Origin of the sequence: Maribacter polysiphoniae (genome assembly GCF_003148665.1) — a bacterium.
In the GTDB taxonomy this organism is placed as follows: Bacteria; Bacteroidota; Bacteroidia; order Flavobacteriales; family Flavobacteriaceae; genus Maribacter_A; species Maribacter_A polysiphoniae.
In genome coordinates this window covers 884854-900490 of record NZ_QGGQ01000001.1, presented here as the reverse complement: position 1 = coordinate 900490, position 15637 = coordinate 884854, and the positions used below count along the sequence as shown (strand labels likewise).

Genomic DNA, 15637 nt, shown 5'->3' with positions numbered 1-15637 from the left:
GTTTCTTTATTAACTTTATTAATCAATTTTTACGGTACGTAATCGCAATGCATTCGCAATTACCGACACCGAACTAAAACTCATGGCCAACGCAGCGATCATGGGAGACAGTAGTATTCCAAACAATGGAAATAAGACTCCGGCCGCAACGGGTATACCAATAGTATTATATATCAATGCGAAAAATAGATTCTGTTTAATATTCCGCATTACCGATTTACTCAACCTATATGCCTTTACAATACCATGCAAGTCCCCTTTTACCAAGGTAATCGAAGCGCTTTCAATCGCTACGTCGGTTCCTGTCCCCATCGCAATACCCACATCACTTTTTGCCAATGCAGGGGCATCATTGATGCCATCACCGGCAACGGCGACCTTTTTACCCTGGGCCTGCAATTGCGCCACCACGGCAAGTTTATCCTGTGGCAGCATTTCGGCCTTAAAATCGGTCAACTGCAATTCGTTGGCCACAGCCTTCGCCGTGTCATGGTTATCACCTGTCAACATAATCACCGCAATACCTGAAGATCGCAATTCTTGAATCGCCTTTTTGCTTGTTTCCTTTATTTTATCCCCTACGGCAACAAAACCGACGGCCTTTTTACCGATTGCCAAATACGAAACCGTTTTTCCTTGTTTTTGATAGGATGCAACATCCGATTGCAAAGTATCGGGAATACTGACCTTCGCATCAGCCATAAGCCTACCATTACCCAAGGTTATGGAATCGCCCCCGATTTCACCGGTAACCCCTTTGCCCGCAACAGCGTTGAAATCGGACACCTTTAGGAGCCCGACATTTTGGGACTCCCCGTATTTGACAATCGCATCGGCCAAGGGGTGTTCGCTATATTGGTTCAATGAAACTATATATTGCACCACTTTTTGTGAATCGAAACCAGCAACGGCACCAACTTTTTCAACCGATGGTTTTCCCTCGGTAATGGTACCTGTTTTATCAATTATCAGTGTATCGATTTTGTCCATGCGCTCCAATGCCTCGGCGTTCCTGATCAAGACCCCCGATTGCGCACCTTTGCCCACACCCACCATAACGGACATTGGTGTAGCCAGTCCCAAGGCACATGGGCAAGCGATGATCAAAACCGCAATCGCATTGACCAAGGCATACACATAGGCAGGTTCAGGACCAAAAAAGACCCAAACAATAAAAGTGACCACGGAAACGAAAACCACGGTGGGCACAAAATAACCGGAGATCTTGTCCGCCAATTTTTGGATAGGGGCCTGACTTCGGCTTGCCTTGTTCACCATATCAATAATTTGCGACAACAACGTTTCCGAACCCACCTTCTCAGCCTTCAGCACAAAAGAACCTTTACCGTTTATGGTACCCGAGCTTACGTTATCGCCCTCTACTTTTCGAACGGGAACAGGTTCTCCGGTAATCATGGATTCATCAACCGCACTTTCCCCTTCAGAGATGACACCATCCACAGGAATTTTGTCACCCGGTTTAACTCGCAATAAATCCCCTTTTGAAATTTTATCTATTGCAATGGTTTCTTCCTTTCCATCCGTGATTCGTATCGCCGTGTTGGGTGCCAATTTCAAAAGCTCCTTAACGGCTGAATTGGTCTTACTATGCGCCCGGGCTTCCAACATCTGCCCAAAGAGCACCAACGTCAGTATAACCGTACTAGCCTCAAAATATACATGCACCGTACCTTCATCCGTTTTAAATTGACTCGGGAAAAAGTCCGGCACCAATATGGCGAATACACTGAACAACCATGCTACCCCGGCACCAATGCCAATTAGCGTGAACATATTTAGGTTCCATGTTTTTACCGAACGATAAGCACGCTCAAAGAACATCCATGTTGCATAAAAAACAACGGGTAGTGACAGTACGAATTGAATCCAGTTCCAATACTTCACACGTAGCATATCATGAAGGGGGTTATTGGGCAACATTCCCCACATGGCGATGATAAAAATCGGCAGGGTAAAGGCGACTGCCATCTTAAACTTGCCCAAAAGCCTGTTGTAACTCTTATCCTCAGCCGATACATCCACCTGTTTTGGCACCAGGTCCATACCACAAATGGGGCAATCGCCAGGTTCAGAATGTACAATTTCCGGATGCATGGGGCACGTATACTTTTGGGGTGTAGCACTAGTCGCATTTACTTCCTCTACCAAATCCATTCCGCATACGGGACAATCGCCGGGTTTGTCATAGGTCTTTTCCCCCTCGCAATGCATTGGGCAATAAAAAACACCATTGCCATTGACATGCTTTTCCTCTTTTCTTACTTCATGATGCTGGTGGTCACCTTGCCCATGAATGGAATAATGCCCACCGTCTTTTTCCATTGCCTCTTGCAATGTTTTTAAGGAAACCTCCTTTTCAGATGCTATAACGGCTTCGGCTTTTTCCAAGTCGACCACAACACTGGTCACACCCTTTACCCCTGCCAAGATTTGCTCAACATGAGCCCGACAACCATTACAGCTCATTCCGTGAATATGATAGGTATGTTTCATTGGTATCTACTTTTTGTACTTTGCAAAATTACAATACAACGTCCGTGAATATTTGACAAGTTATGGTTAAGACTTATACAATTTGGTCTAAGGACTTACGCCCCCATTCCTGCAAATTTTTGTATTCAGACATCGACAAACCGGTTACCATCTTAAATTGTCGCGCCAAATGACTGCTACTTTTATAACCCATTGTATAGGCTACCTCAGAAAAACCCAAATTATTCATCTGAATGAATTCCTTGACCTTTTCTATTTTTAGATGGATAACATATTTCTCTATGGAAATACCTTGGGTTTTGCTAAAAAGCTTGCTTAACAGGGAATAATCCCGGTTCAATGCCTTTGATAAAAAGGCAGAGACATTCCTTTCCTTTACATGTTTTTCGGGGTCGACAAAATCGATGAGATTCGTTTTTATCCTTTCTACGATAATTTCATTCTTATCGGCAATAAGCTCAAAACCTTTACTTTCCAATACCTGACGCATTGTTTCATAATCGGGTATTGTATCGGATGCCACAGTTACCGTACCGAGTTCTACATCGACACATGTGGCACCGAGTTCTTCCAACGACTGGGAAACGATCATCTTACAACGGTCACAGACCATATTCTTAATATGAAATACTGTTTTCATTTTATGGTTTAAGCTTATTAAAAATTACAGGAACGTATCGATATAAACACACCGAAACACCTCTAAAAGAGTGATAAGAAAAAAACTAAAAATGAATCAAATCAAGAAGACATCGTCAAGCAAATGGATATCCTTGACAATTTTGGGGGGAATATATTGTTTGTGTGGAATATTTTGAACCGCTATAGGCTCAAACAATCCAAGATACGTATAGGTATAGGCAACCAAGAACGGTTGCTGTTCTACATCAATATCATTAAAAGAAGGTCTAACGTCATTTTGGCCTTCTATGGCAATCACCTCATCGTCACAACAAGATTTTTTATCTATCGTAGCCACCGAATCGGACTCCGAAACCATGTCCATACCACAATCCTGCGCATCAACAAAAAAAGCCATGTCGACCAAATGCCCCATACAAAAGTGCTTCTCCACCTTCCACGAGGTAGTAGTAGCCAAGAGCAAGAGCGCCATTGACACTGCCGTTATTTTATATGCGATAGCTTTCACGCTGCAAAATTACAAATTATTGAAACAGCATGACTTGCCCTTTGGATAATTAACGCTTTTTTGGGTTTAAACGATTAAGACATCCAACCGAATAAACAGTACATTTTAATATCTTAGCCAAAAATTTTGATATGCTGAAAGACCTACAGCCGAAGATAAACACCCTGCTTTCCGATTCAACCGCTAGTACAGAGGAACGCCTGCAAGCAATATGTGACTTTTTAAAAGAAAGTGTCACCCATTACGATTGGGTAGGGTTTTATTTTAAGAATGGGGATAAGGAAGAACTGAAACTTGGGCCCTACGCCGGGGCACCCACCGACCATATTATAATACCTTTTGGAAAGGGTATATGCGGACAAGTAGCCGTCAGCAATCAAAACTTTGTGGTTCCCGATGTCAAGGCGCAGGATAATTACATTGCCTGTAGCATTACCGTAAAGGCCGAAATCGTTGTCCCCCTCTTTGTGAATGGCGAAAACATAGGGCAAATCGATATTGATTCGAACACAGCCGATCCTTTTACCGAGAAAGACGAGGAATTGCTGGAATATATTAATGCGGAAATCGCCAAGATCCTTTAAAGGAAGTTTCATTCCAGGTCCAGTATCACATTGGGGTATTCTGTTTTCGGATGACCTTGTTGATAATCCCGCAAGAAAAGGGCTATTTGCCTTCAAAAAATATCCGTTTACGACGCCCTAATATAATTTTGGTTAAAACTTTCATGGTTTTGTTGATAACCTGCGGCATTTGTTCGCTTCAAAAAAATTACTTTTGTGTGCTTTAGAAACTTAATCCCAGCAACACAAAAATGAGCACCAAAAAAGCGACCTCGGCCTTAATTTCAGTTTTTCATAAAGACGGACTTGAACCTATCGTAAAAAAATTCAATGAACTTGGTATTACCATCTATTCAACTGGTGGTACTGAAAAATTCATCAAGGACCTGGGTATAGATGTTGTCCCGGTTGAAGAGGTAACCAGCTACCCTTCCATTCTTGGGGGCAGGGTAAAAACCCTTCACCCTAAGGTTTTTGGAGGAATCCTGAACAGGCAGGACAACGAGGGCGACCTCGCCCAATTGGAAGAATTTGAAATTCCACAATTGGATATTGTTATCGTTGATCTTTATCCTTTTGAAAAAACTGTAGCGAGTGGTGCCTCAGAACAAGATATCATTGAAAAAATAGATATAGGTGGTATTTCACTGATCCGTGCGGCAGCAAAGAACTTCAAGGATGTACTTTGTGTTTCCTCAATGGAGGATTATGCCGAAGTTTTGGAACTGATCACCAAAGGAAATGGATCAACCACCCTTGAAGACCGAAGACGCTTTGCCACAAAATCCTTCAACGTTTCTTCCCATTACGATTCGGCAATCTTCAATTATTTCAATGCAGACCACGAAATAGCTGCCTTAAAGGTTAGCGAGACCCAAGGAAAAGTTCTTCGCTATGGCGAAAACCCACATCAAAAAGGGTTCTTCTTTGGCGATTTCGATGCCATGTTCGATAAGCTTCACGGTAAAGAGCTTTCATACAACAACCTTCTGGATGTTGATGCGGCCGTAAACCTGATGAACGAATTTAAAAACGACGGTCCCACTTTCGCCATTCTAAAACACAATAATGCATGTGGCCTGGCAATGAGGGACACCCTGCACCAAGCCTATGTGGATGCTTTGGCAGGAGATCCCGTTTCCGCTTTTGGCGGGGTCCTTATCAGTAATAAGGAAATTGATAAAGCAACTGCCGAGGAAATACACAAACTATTCTGTGAGGTGGTCATAGCACCAAGCTATGCCGATAATGCCCTTGAAATATTGAAAGGCAAGAAGAACAGGATCATCTTGATCCAGAATGATGTCGAAATGCCAGACATGTTTGTAAGAACATGTTTGAACGGTATGCTACTTCAGGAAAAAGACCACAAAACAGATACTGTGGCCGATTTGTCCAAAGTAACCAACAATGCACCGACAGATCGTGAGATCGAGGATCTGATTTTCGCTTCAAAATTATGTAAGCATACGAAATCGAACACTATTGTACTTGCGAAGAACAAACAACTGTGCGCGAGTGGAACAGGTCAAACATCACGCGTAGACGCCTTAAACCAGGCAATCCACAAAGCAAAATCGTTCAATTTCGATTTAGACGGTGCGGTTATGGCCAGTGATGCTTTTTTCCCTTTCCCCGATTGTGTTGAAATTGCGCATAAAAGTGGCATTACAAGCGTTATACAGCCAGGAGGTTCTATTAAGGACCAATTGAGTATCGATTATTGTAATGAGAATAATATTGCGATGGTAATGACAGGCACACGTCATTTTAAGCATTAATTTCATTACTTTTGTCGATGAAATACACCTTTTAACCGAAACCAAATAACTTAAAATGGGATTTTTTGATTTCTTAACCGAGGAAATTGCCATTGACCTAGGTACGGCAAATACCCTCATCATTCATGCGGACAAAGTCGTTGTAGACAGTCCGTCAATCGTTGCCAGAGATCGTATTTCTGGGAAGATCATCGCCGTTGGCAAGGAAGCCAACTTGATGCAGGGAAAAACACACGAAAACATTAAGACCATTAGACCATTGAAAGATGGGGTTATTGCGGATTTTGATGCATCTGAAAAGATGCTGATGATGTTTATAAAGAACATCCCTGCCTTAAAGAAAAAATGGTTTCCCCCTGCACTAAGACTGGTTATATGTATTCCTTCCGGTATTACAGAAGTTGAAATGCGAGCGGTAAAGGAATCCGCGGAACGCGTAAATGGCAAAGAGGTGTACTTAATACATGAACCCATGGCTGCGGCCATAGGTATCGGTTTGGACATCATGCAACCCAAAGGAAACATGATTGTTGATATAGGTGGTGGTACCACCGAAATCGCAGTAATCGCCTTAGGGGGTATTGTCTGTGACAAATCGGTGAAAATTGCGGGTGACGTATTTACCAATGACATCATTTATTATATGCGTACGCAGCACAACCTCTATGTTGGGGAAGCCACTGCGGAAGCCATTAAAATAGAAATAGGCTCGGCTACAGAAGATCTACAAACCCCTCCTGATGAAAAATCAGTACAAGGGCGTGATCTTCTTACCGGGAAACCAAAGCAGGTACAGATATCCTATAGGGAAATCGCCAAAGCATTGGACAAGTCCATTCTAAGGGTTGAGGATGCTGTAATGGAAACATTATCGCAAACTCCACCGGAATTGGCCGCGGATATATACAATACCGGTATTTACCTTGCAGGTGGTGGATCTATGTTGAGAGGGTTGGATCGAAGACTCTCGCAAAAAACAGACCTTCCCGTCTACATTGCCGAAGATCCATTGCGTGCCGTTGTTCGGGGGACCGGAATAGCCTTGAAAAATTTGGAGCGATACAAGAGTATCTTAATCAAATAAAATCCAAAGACTAGCAAGTAGACCGTACGGCTCATTATCAAGATTTTCGACCGAGGTACTAAATCAATAAAAGTGAATGCAGCAGATTATCAATTTTATTATTCGATATAAGAATTTACTTCTTTATATCCTATTGATGATTATCTCCTTGGCCTTCACGATTCAATCGCATTCATACCATCAATCACGATTCTTTAATTCCTCTAGCTGGGTCGCTGGGAATATTTACGGCTTCTCCCATAGTTTCAATACCTATTTTGACTTGGATGATGAGAATGAACGTTTGCTTAAGGAAAACGAAAGATTACGCAATAAGCTATTCAATACAACCACATCGCCGAGTGTGGAAGTTGACTCCAGCGTAAGATACACGGTGATTTCCGGACAGGTAATCAAAAATAGTTATGCCGATCCCAGAAACTATATTACCATAAATCGGGGCGAAAACGACAGTGTTTCCCAGGATATGGGCGTCATTACCGATTTGGGGATCCTTGGCATCGTGGAAAATACTTCCAATAAATTCGCTACCGTCCAAAGTATACTCAACACAAAATCGAATATCAATGCCAAAATAAAGAACACCAATCATTTTGGTTCTTTGATTTGGGACACCAAAACCTATAACACGGTGCAATTGATAGATATTCCCCGTTTGGTACCCTTGAACATTGGGGACACCATCGTTACGGGAGCCATGAGTAGCATTTTCCCCGAAAACATCCCTATTGGTACCATTAAAAAATTCGATCTCGACATTTCCAAGAGCTTTTACAGAATAGATGTAAACCTCTTCAATGACATGACCAATATCAAAAATGTATATATCATCAAAAATTTAGACCGAAAGGAAATCCTGGATTTGGAAGAAGCCACAAGCAATGAATAGAGGTATTTTCATAAATATTATACGCTTCATACTACTAGTCCTAGTACAGGTATTGGTGTTCAATAGACTCAACTTTTTTGGGTTTATCAACCCCATGGTCTATATCATGTTCTTATATTGGTACCCTATCAAGGAAAACAGGGCCGTTTTCATTGGATTGAGCTTTCTTTTGGGACTGTCTGTCGATTTCCTTTCAGACACAATGGCCATACATGCGGCCGCAACCACCACCATTGCCTACTTAAGGCCCGCCATTATGCGCTTTGTATTCGGCATAAATTATGAATTTCAAAGTTTTAAATTAAGTAACACTACTAAGGCACAACAATTTACATTTTTGGCGTTATTAATATTGGTACACCATTCGGTTTACTTTTCAATGGAGATTTTCAGCATTGCCAATTTGCTGTTAATTGTGAAAAAAGTATTGTCTAATGGCCTTGCCTCGTTAATTTTGTGTTTATTGTTCAGTACTTTATTCAGTGTGAAAAAGGAATAAGGTTTTTATAACTATTTGTCGAATATAAAAAAGGATTGATTTCCTTAAGCTTAAAAATCATCATCTTCAATGAAGAAGATTCTTCTATCATCTATTATCCTGATTATTGGAATTGTTTTTATCGGTAGGTTGTCTTACTTACAGATATTCAGTTTTTCCCCGGACCAGGTTTTGGAAGATCCTGCCATTAAGGCTATTTACGACTATCCCGAAAGAGGATACATTTATGATCGTAACGGCAAATTATTGGTAGGTAATGACCCAGCCTACGATGTAATGGTCATTCCTAGGGAGGTTAAACCCCTAGACACTTTGATGTTCTGCAATCTTATTGGCTTGGACAAGGATACCTTTATCAAAAAGCTTAAAAAAGCCAGGGTTTACTCCCCTAGGCTTCCATCGGTATTGGTACCCCAACTGTCAAAAGAAGATTACGCGAAACTTCAAGAAAAAATGCGTCATTTTGAGGGCTTTTACATACAAAAAAGATCACTCCGCTATTATGACACAAAAAGTGCCGCCAACGTTTTAGGCTATATTAGCGAGGTCAATGAGCGGGATTTGGCCGAGAACCCCTATTATGTCCAAGGGGAATTGAAAGGGAGGACCGGGGTTGAAAAAACCTATGAAGACACCTTACGAGGAAAAAAAGGCGTGCAATACATTCAAAAAGATCGATTCAATAGGGATATTGGACCTTATAAGGATGGTGCCTTGGACACTCCCCCTGAACAAGGAAAGGAAATTAGCATCACCATAGACAAGGACCTTCAGGAATACGGGGAATTGCTAATGAATGGAAAACGTGGCGGAATCGTTGCCATAGAACCTTCATCGGGAGAAATCCTGTCAATGATCTCCGGACCTACCTATGACCCTTCACTTTTGGTTGGAAGAAAACGATCTAAAAATTACACGAAACTCTATAACGACTCCATAGCAAATCCTACTTGGGACCGTACCCTTTTGGCAGAACCCTCTCCCGGTTCCCCTTTTAAAACCCTAAATGCATTGATTGCGCTACAGGAAGGTGCCATAACACCGGACACTAAAATAATGTGTTATCACGGTTTTTATGTAGGCAAAACAAAACGTGGATGCCACTGTGGTGGTGGGCTTCGCGATTTGCACGTGGGTATATACAAATCCTGCAATGCCTATTTTGCCGGGGCATTCAGAAAAATATATGATAAATTCGATACTACGGACGAAGCCATGGATGTTTGGGAAAAACACATGCGCAGTTTTGGCCTTGGCGGGTACTTGGGGTCTGATTTACATACGGGCAGGCCTGGTCGTATTCCTTCAAAAGAATATTACGACAAATGGTATGGAGACAATCGATGGAGTTCTTCCTATATCATATCCAATTCCATTGGTCAAGGGGAAATCGCGGTAACCCCCATTCAAATGGCCAATATGACGGCTGCCATAGCAAATCGCGGGTATTATTATACGCCCCACATCCTAAAAAAGGTCAACGGAAAGGATATTACGATACCCAGATTTACGGAAATGAAGCATACTACCATTGATCGGAAGCATTTTGAACCTGTAATCGATGGTATGGCCGATGTATACCACAAGGGTACCGCGAGGTGGTTGCAGATACCCGATATAGAAATCGCGGGCAAGACGGGAACCGTTGAGAACTTTACGATTATTGATGGGGTCAAGACCCAATTGACCGACCATTCGCTCTTCGTTGCCTTCGCACCCGTAATCAACCCAAAAATAGCCATAGCCGTGTACATTGAAAATGGATATTTCGGTTCACGTTATGCAGGGCATATCGCATCATTGATGATCGAAAAATACATTAAGGGGGAAATTACCCGAAAAGACCTGGAAAAAAGAATGCTTGATAAAACCTTAGATCACGAATACGCTAAACCGTACAGTGGCGAAGAGTTTAAGATAAACGAATATGTCTGGTAAAAGCATTCTAAAACGTCTCGACTGGCTCTCCATTACCATCTATGTCGCCTTGGTAGGGATAGGCTGGATAAATATCTATTCGAGCACCTTTACCGATACCGACCCTTCCATTTTTAATTTCGCTTCACTTCACGGTAAGCAATTATTCTTTTTTGGGGTCAGCATCGTAACCATAATTATAATTTTGGCGCTTGAGGCGAATTTTTTCGAACGGTTCTCCAGTCTATTTTATGTGATTTCCATGGTATTGCTGCTGGGACTGTTTGTTTTTGGCAAGACAATAGCCGGTGCTACCTCATGGTATAATCTAGGTTTTTTCAATTTACAACCCTCAGAAATTGCCAAAGTAGCGACGGCCTTGGCCTTAGCGAAGTACTTGAGTGACATTCAGACCGATATCAAAAGGAAAAAGGATCAAATATTTGCCGTAGGCATCATCCTATTGCCCGCACTATTGATCATACCCCAACCAGACCCTGGCAGTGCATTGGTATTTTTCGCGTTAATGTTCGTTATTTTCAGGGAGGGCCTACCCCTCTATTATTTGGTCATTGGCCTACTGACCATATTGGTTTTCATCACTACGTTGATGTTTGGTACCATATGGATCGTCATTTTTCTAGGCTTGGTCATTGCGCTATTCTTCCTGTTGAAAAAGAAAACATTCAAAGTCCCGGTTTTCCCATTGACCATAATTATCGCGGCAACCATACTATTCTCACTCTCGGTTAACTTTGTTTTCAACAACGTTTTCGAGCAACGGCACAGAGATCGTTTCGGACTTTGGCTTCGTTTGGAAAAAGACCCTCAAAAGCTCGATCAAATACGAAAAACCATAGGATATAATACTTATCAATCTGAAAAAGCCATTGAATCCGGAGGCTTTTTTGGTAAAGGATTTTTGGAAGGCACCCGTACCAAAGGCGATTTTGTGCCTGAGCAACATACCGACTATATTTTCAGTACGGTAGGTGAGGAATGGGGGTTTATTGGTACCGCTACGGTGATACTTCTATTTACCATCCTATTTTTACGATTGGTGTATTTGGCGGAAAGACAGAAAAACCCATTTGCCCGAATGTACGGCTACGGCGTCATCTCCATTTTATTCATCCACTATTTCATCAATATCGGAATGGTAATCGGCGTTTTACCCACCATCGGCATACCACTGCCATTTTTTAGTTACGGAGGCTCAGGTCTACTCTTTTTCACCATCCTGTTGTTCATCTTCCTAAAGTTGGACTCGAATAGGTTGAAGGAGGGGAATTAAAACTTCCATCCGGATAATGTTGATTTCGCTTCCACAGCAGTCTCCTTACTTTCAGGCAGTTGTTCAAAAAAATCTATACCTGTCAACTTTTCAATTTGATCTACCGAAACAACAAAATGTTGTATTGGTTTGGAACTCTCCTGGTTGGGCATCAAAAAAGCGATAACCTTGAGGTCCTTGGCGTTTCCCCTTGCTATGATCTTATAGTAATAATCAGGCACATCAACATCCTCTTCCCCAATCTGATCAAGACCTTCCCCAAGAACACCCCCCGTGACCACAAAAAGTTCGCCATACCGTTTTGCCCAACGTCTGACCTGCATTTCAAGCTCATTCCAAACCCCGGAATTGAAATCCCGGTCTTGCGGACTTATATTACTCGTGTAAAAGGTTTCATTATAGGCATATTCGGAAAAACGACGATCGCCAGCAGGACACAAATGTCCCCTGTCATATCCTGACCCCTTATAATTACGCCAATCGGCAGATTTCGTTTTCACTTTAGGGTCCTCAATAAAATAAGGCCGCTTTCTATCGTCATAGGTCAGATGACTCTTTTTGAGCATATAGGCCACCCATTCGGCCTGCTCAAAAGGTTCATTATAAGACAACATAAAATGATCATGTGCCACCACATCACCCGTTGACGAACTCGGCAAAAAATAGGTTGGTATTTCCGTTTCCAGTCCGTCATCCGAAGACGTCGAATAGGTATCCGGCGTATAAAAATTATCGAACAGCCAAAAGCCAATGACACATAGTGCAATTAATATCGCATAAAGATTTTTATTATTCAGGGCTCGGCTCACTTGGCAAATTTAAATTAATTTAGCAAAGCCCCAACCTTTAATCCTGTAAGGTTCCATTTAGGAAAAAGACTAACCATGGAACTTCACGAAGTTGTATTCAATCCTTACTATGCAAAAGGAAATAGATACGAACCATTAAAGAAAGGAAAATAAGCTATGCTCACCTGGAAAGATATCATCAATTTTACGGTCAAAGGAAACCCAAAACCAGATCGCAGGATCGAAAAGACCGATACCGAATGGCGTGAAACCCTTACTCCGGACCAATATAGGATTACCCGTAAAAAGGGCACGGAACCCCCCCATTCAGGAGCGCTTTGTGCCATACATGAAGCTGGGAAATATAATTGTGTCTGCTGCGGCACCCCCTTATTTGACTCTACCATAAAATTTGAGTCCGGCACAGGCTGGCCCAGTTTTACACAGCCGTACAAGGAAAACGCAATCCAATACAAAAAAGACAGCTCGTTTGGCATGATCAGGATCGAAGTAATGTGCAACACCTGCGACGCCCATTTGGGCCATGTATTCCCTGACGGACCCGAACCGAGTGGCTTACGCTACTGTGTCAATTCCGAATCACTGGTTCTAAACACCAAGGAAGCCGATATCGATTAGAACGACTCCATAGCGAATGGAAGCTGTATATTCAGTAGGATGACCCTAAACAGGAGCTACATGGGTCTGCCGCCTGACAACAGATGCCCTAACCCAATAAAAACTTGTCAATCCTCCCCAATTTATACAACGGACAGTTCCCGAATACGGTAGTGTACTAAAATCCATCATTTTTGGATTATACCCCCTTAAACGATAATCTACGATATTTCTTGGAACGAAAAAAAATAGCCCTGCCCAAACCACGGAATCCTGCGTTTTAGTTATAAAATTTAGAGGAATACAGGGGTCATTTACAGAACAAAAAACTATATTTGATATACCGATGTTTTATGTGATTTAGGATCCTAAATCAAAACAAGACATTAGGAAAACCAAACCTCGACTGGTGCTTTATGAATTATAATTTGGCAAATATCCCAGACTTCTTTTGGGACATTTGCCTCTAATGTTTTAGGTCGTAGCAGCAGTAAAAGATTAAACTAATTAAAATCAAAACAACCATGGGTAAAACATCTACCGCAAAAATCAACATCTATTTTATCACCATTGTAATAACCCTAGGCGGGTTATTATTTGGTTATGATACAGGGGTCATCAATGGCACCCAGTTCTATTTTTCAAAATATTTCGAACTTACCGGAGCCTTAAAAGGCTTTATTGTTAGTAGCGCCCTTTTAGGGGCTTTGGCCGGCGCAGCTTCGGCAGGACTTATTAGTAAGGCTATTGGCCGTAAGAATTCATTGATTATTTCCGCTGTTCTATTTTTAATTTCAGCGTGGGGATCAGGATTACCCAGTATATTACCGGAATCGACCACCTTATTGGTCATTTTTAGGCTCATCGGGGGTATTGCCATAGGTATGGCCTCAATGAACGCCCCAATGTACATTGCAGAGATTGCCCCGGCAAAAAATAGGGGTATTTTGGTTACCTTCTATCAACTCGCAGTGGTCATCGGTTTCTTTGTGGTCTTCTTGGTCACTTATTTTATTGGTTCAGAATTGAGCGAAAGTGAGAATATAGCCTTTGGATGGCGTAATATGTTCTGGTCAGAATTGGTGCCAGCAGGTTTCTTCTTTGTGCTCTTGTTTTTTGTGCCTAAAAGTCCACGTTGGCTAATGATCAAAGGAAAAGAGGAAGAAGCAGAAAACATATTGACCAGAATACACGGTGAAGAAATCGCTGTAAAGGAAATAAAAGCGATCAAAGATTCCATAAAAGCGGAAAGCACCAAGGTAAAAGCATCCATCTTCAATAAAACCATGCTTCCTATTGTGATTATCGGTACGGTATTATCGGCGTTGCAACAATTTACCGGAATCAATGCAGTACTGTATTATGGGGCCGATATATTTGAGCAAGCCCTTGGTTTTGGACAGGATGATGTTCTTTTACAACAGATATTATTGGCCTCCGTAAATCTTATCTTTACGTTTGTCGCCATGTTCACTGTGGATAAACTAGGTAGAAAACCACTATTGATCATTGGAGGTTTTGGAATGCTAATCGGGTTTTTATTGATGGGCTTTACACTTTATTTCAGTGATTATGCCGGTGTGAATTCTGCTGGCCTACCAACCATATCTTCCAGTGAAGGTATTGTCAGTTTGATTGGAGTCTTGATTTTCATAGGTTCATTCGCCATGTCTATGGGCCCTATTGTTTGGGTATTATTGTCAGAAATGTTCCCCAACAAAATACGTAGTACAGCGATGGCAGTAGCCGTGGCCGTACAGTGGTTGGCCAACTATTTTGTCTCACAGACGTTCCCTATAGTGGTTGAAAGCGAGTCCAATGGCTTGATCATGAACGGAGGTACTTGGAACAATGCCCTACCCTACTTCCTGTTCTCTTTCTTTATCATAATCATTATTGTGTTTGTTTACAAATACATCCCTGAAACCAAAGGCAAGACATTGGAAGAAATGGAAGCCTTATTTGCTAAGAAATAAACACTTGTGCCATGTCTATTTTCATATAGTGCATAAATCATGTTTAAGATGCCTCGCTTTTTAAAAATCGGGGCATCTTATTATTTTAGCCTTTCGTGCAAAAGGTTCTTCCCAACCATGAAGTATAAAAATATGGCGCATAGCAATGACCCGCTGCGAATTTGAATCCGATTTTCCTCAAGGTTTTCTTCGTTGCCTTACTAAATATAGCGTAACACACTATATTATTTCCAACTTCCTTATTTGGGACTTAGGTGCCCGTTCTTTGATTCATGTCCTGAGCGTAGTCGAAGGGTTAAGGATAGTTCACATGGTTATCCCGACATAATAAGCTGGTATCCTAATTTTTAGAGGGTGTTGTAGAAATATAAAGCCCCTATCAAGGTCTCGACTGCGCTCGACCTGACACCTAATTGATTCCTTCTTTACGAATGAGGTCTCGACTGCGCTCGACCTGACAAGCTGGTTCTTATCATCTAGACGAGTTCCCAACTGCACTCGATCTTACATTATCTGTCCTTTTTTCTTTTTAATTAGTTCTCGACTGCGCTCGAACAGACAATT

General features: G+C 41.8%; 13 protein-coding genes. 9 read left to right on the top strand and 4 right to left on the bottom strand.

All coding sequences use genetic code 11. From position 1 onward, the window contains the following. Positions 1-18 precede the first annotated feature (18 nt). From LX92_RS03740 to LX92_RS03730, 3 genes are all read right to left on the bottom strand, one after another. Positions 19-2514, bottom strand: a complete 2496-nt coding sequence (locus LX92_RS03740; protein ID WP_109648909.1) for a heavy metal translocating P-type ATPase — start codon at positions 2512-2514, stop codon at positions 19-21. Positions 2515-2587: 73 nt separating this feature from the next. Next, positions 2588-3154, bottom strand: coding sequence for an AraC family transcriptional regulator (locus LX92_RS03735; protein ID WP_109648908.1), 567 nt, complete (start codon positions 3152-3154; stop codon positions 2588-2590). Between the two features lie 96 nt (positions 3155-3250). Then, positions 3251-3664: an HYC_CC_PP family protein gene (locus tag LX92_RS03730; RefSeq protein ID WP_146197793.1), complete on the bottom strand. Its 414-nt coding sequence runs from the start codon at positions 3662-3664 to the stop codon at positions 3251-3253. A 131-nt stretch (positions 3665-3795) separates the two neighbouring features. On the opposite strand from LX92_RS03730, the gene LX92_RS03725 reads away from it, so the two are divergent. The 7 genes from LX92_RS03725 (at position 3796) to rodA (ending at position 11691) form a co-directional block, all read left to right on the top strand. Beyond that, positions 3796-4248: a GAF domain-containing protein gene (locus LX92_RS03725; protein ID WP_109648906.1), complete on the top strand. Its 453-nt coding sequence runs from the start codon at positions 3796-3798 to the stop codon at positions 4246-4248. 230 nt (positions 4249-4478) lie between these two features. Beyond that, a complete protein-coding gene (purH, locus tag LX92_RS03720; RefSeq protein ID WP_109648905.1) occupies positions 4479-6008 on the top strand; it encodes a bifunctional phosphoribosylaminoimidazolecarboxamide formyltransferase/IMP cyclohydrolase in 1530 nt (509 codons plus the stop codon). A gap of 55 nt (positions 6009-6063) precedes the next feature. Then, the gene (locus LX92_RS03715) at positions 6064-7092 is read left to right on the top strand and encodes a rod shape-determining protein (protein ID WP_109648904.1); all 1029 of its coding nucleotides are present in this window, start codon (positions 6064-6066) and stop codon (positions 7090-7092) included. Between the two features lie 76 nt (positions 7093-7168). Further along, positions 7169-7981 carry a rod shape-determining protein MreC gene (gene mreC / locus LX92_RS03710; RefSeq protein WP_109648903.1) on the top strand — a complete coding sequence of 271 codons (813 nt, stop codon included), beginning with the start codon at positions 7169-7171 and terminating at the stop codon, positions 7979-7981. Next, positions 7974-8480, top strand: a complete 507-nt coding sequence (mreD, locus tag LX92_RS03705; RefSeq protein WP_109648902.1) for a rod shape-determining protein MreD — start codon at positions 7974-7976, stop codon at positions 8478-8480. Before mreC ends, mreD begins: the two co-directional genes overlap by 8 nt. A 69-nt stretch (positions 8481-8549) precedes the next feature. Beyond that, the gene (gene mrdA, locus LX92_RS03700) at positions 8550-10418 is read left to right on the top strand and encodes a penicillin-binding protein 2 (protein WP_109648901.1); all 1869 of its coding nucleotides are present in this window, start codon (positions 8550-8552) and stop codon (positions 10416-10418) included. Then, positions 10408-11691, top strand: a complete 1284-nt coding sequence (gene rodA, locus LX92_RS03695; protein ID WP_109648900.1) for a rod shape-determining protein RodA — start codon at positions 10408-10410, stop codon at positions 11689-11691. Before mrdA ends, rodA begins: the two co-directional genes overlap by 11 nt. Here rodA and LX92_RS03690 read toward each other — a convergent pair. Further along, entirely contained in the window at positions 11688-12500 is an 813-nt protein-coding gene (locus tag LX92_RS03690) for a DNA/RNA non-specific endonuclease (RefSeq protein ID WP_109648899.1), read from the bottom strand. The two genes, rodA and LX92_RS03690, sit on opposite strands and share 4 nt — an antisense overlap. A gap of 156 nt (positions 12501-12656) precedes the next feature. Here LX92_RS03690 and msrB point away from each other — a divergent pair, with 156 nt between their 5' ends. Then, the gene (msrB, locus tag LX92_RS03685; protein WP_109648898.1) at positions 12657-13118 is read left to right on the top strand and encodes a peptide-methionine (R)-S-oxide reductase MsrB; all 462 of its coding nucleotides are present in this window, start codon (positions 12657-12659) and stop codon (positions 13116-13118) included. 503 nt (positions 13119-13621) lie between these two features. Beyond that, complete coding sequence (locus LX92_RS03680) at positions 13622-15073, top strand: sugar porter family MFS transporter (protein ID WP_109648897.1); 1452 nt, start codon at positions 13622-13624, stop codon at positions 15071-15073. Positions 15074-15637: the final 564 nt, after the last annotated feature.

What these genes read in the sequence shown, in the direction of transcription:
- mreD (WP_109648902.1), top strand. Translation starts at nt 7,974, where the DNA reads ATGAATAGAGGTATTTTCATAAATATTATACGCTTCATACTACTAGTC.
- LX92_RS03680 (WP_109648897.1), top strand. Translation starts at nt 13,622, where the DNA reads ATGGGTAAAACATCTACCGCAAAAATCAACATCTATTTTATCACCATT.
- LX92_RS03725 (WP_109648906.1), top strand. Translation starts at nt 3,796, where the DNA reads ATGCTGAAAGACCTACAGCCGAAGATAAACACCCTGCTTTCCGATTCA.
- mreC (WP_109648903.1), top strand. Translation starts at nt 7,169, where the DNA reads ATGCAGCAGATTATCAATTTTATTATTCGATATAAGAATTTACTTCTT.
- LX92_RS03735 (WP_109648908.1), bottom strand. Translation starts at nt 3,154, where the DNA reads ATGAAAACAGTATTTCATATTAAGAATATGGTCTGTGACCGTTGTAAG.
- mrdA (WP_109648901.1), top strand. Translation starts at nt 8,550, where the DNA reads ATGAAGAAGATTCTTCTATCATCTATTATCCTGATTATTGGAATTGTT.
- LX92_RS03715 (WP_109648904.1), top strand. Translation starts at nt 6,064, where the DNA reads ATGGGATTTTTTGATTTCTTAACCGAGGAAATTGCCATTGACCTAGGT.
- LX92_RS03740 (WP_109648909.1), bottom strand. Translation starts at nt 2,514, where the DNA reads ATGAAACATACCTATCATATTCACGGAATGAGCTGTAATGGTTGTCGG.
- msrB (WP_109648898.1), top strand. Translation starts at nt 12,657, where the DNA reads ATGCTCACCTGGAAAGATATCATCAATTTTACGGTCAAAGGAAACCCA.
- purH (WP_109648905.1), top strand. Translation starts at nt 4,479, where the DNA reads ATGAGCACCAAAAAAGCGACCTCGGCCTTAATTTCAGTTTTTCATAAA.
- rodA (WP_109648900.1), top strand. Translation starts at nt 10,408, where the DNA reads ATGTCTGGTAAAAGCATTCTAAAACGTCTCGACTGGCTCTCCATTACC.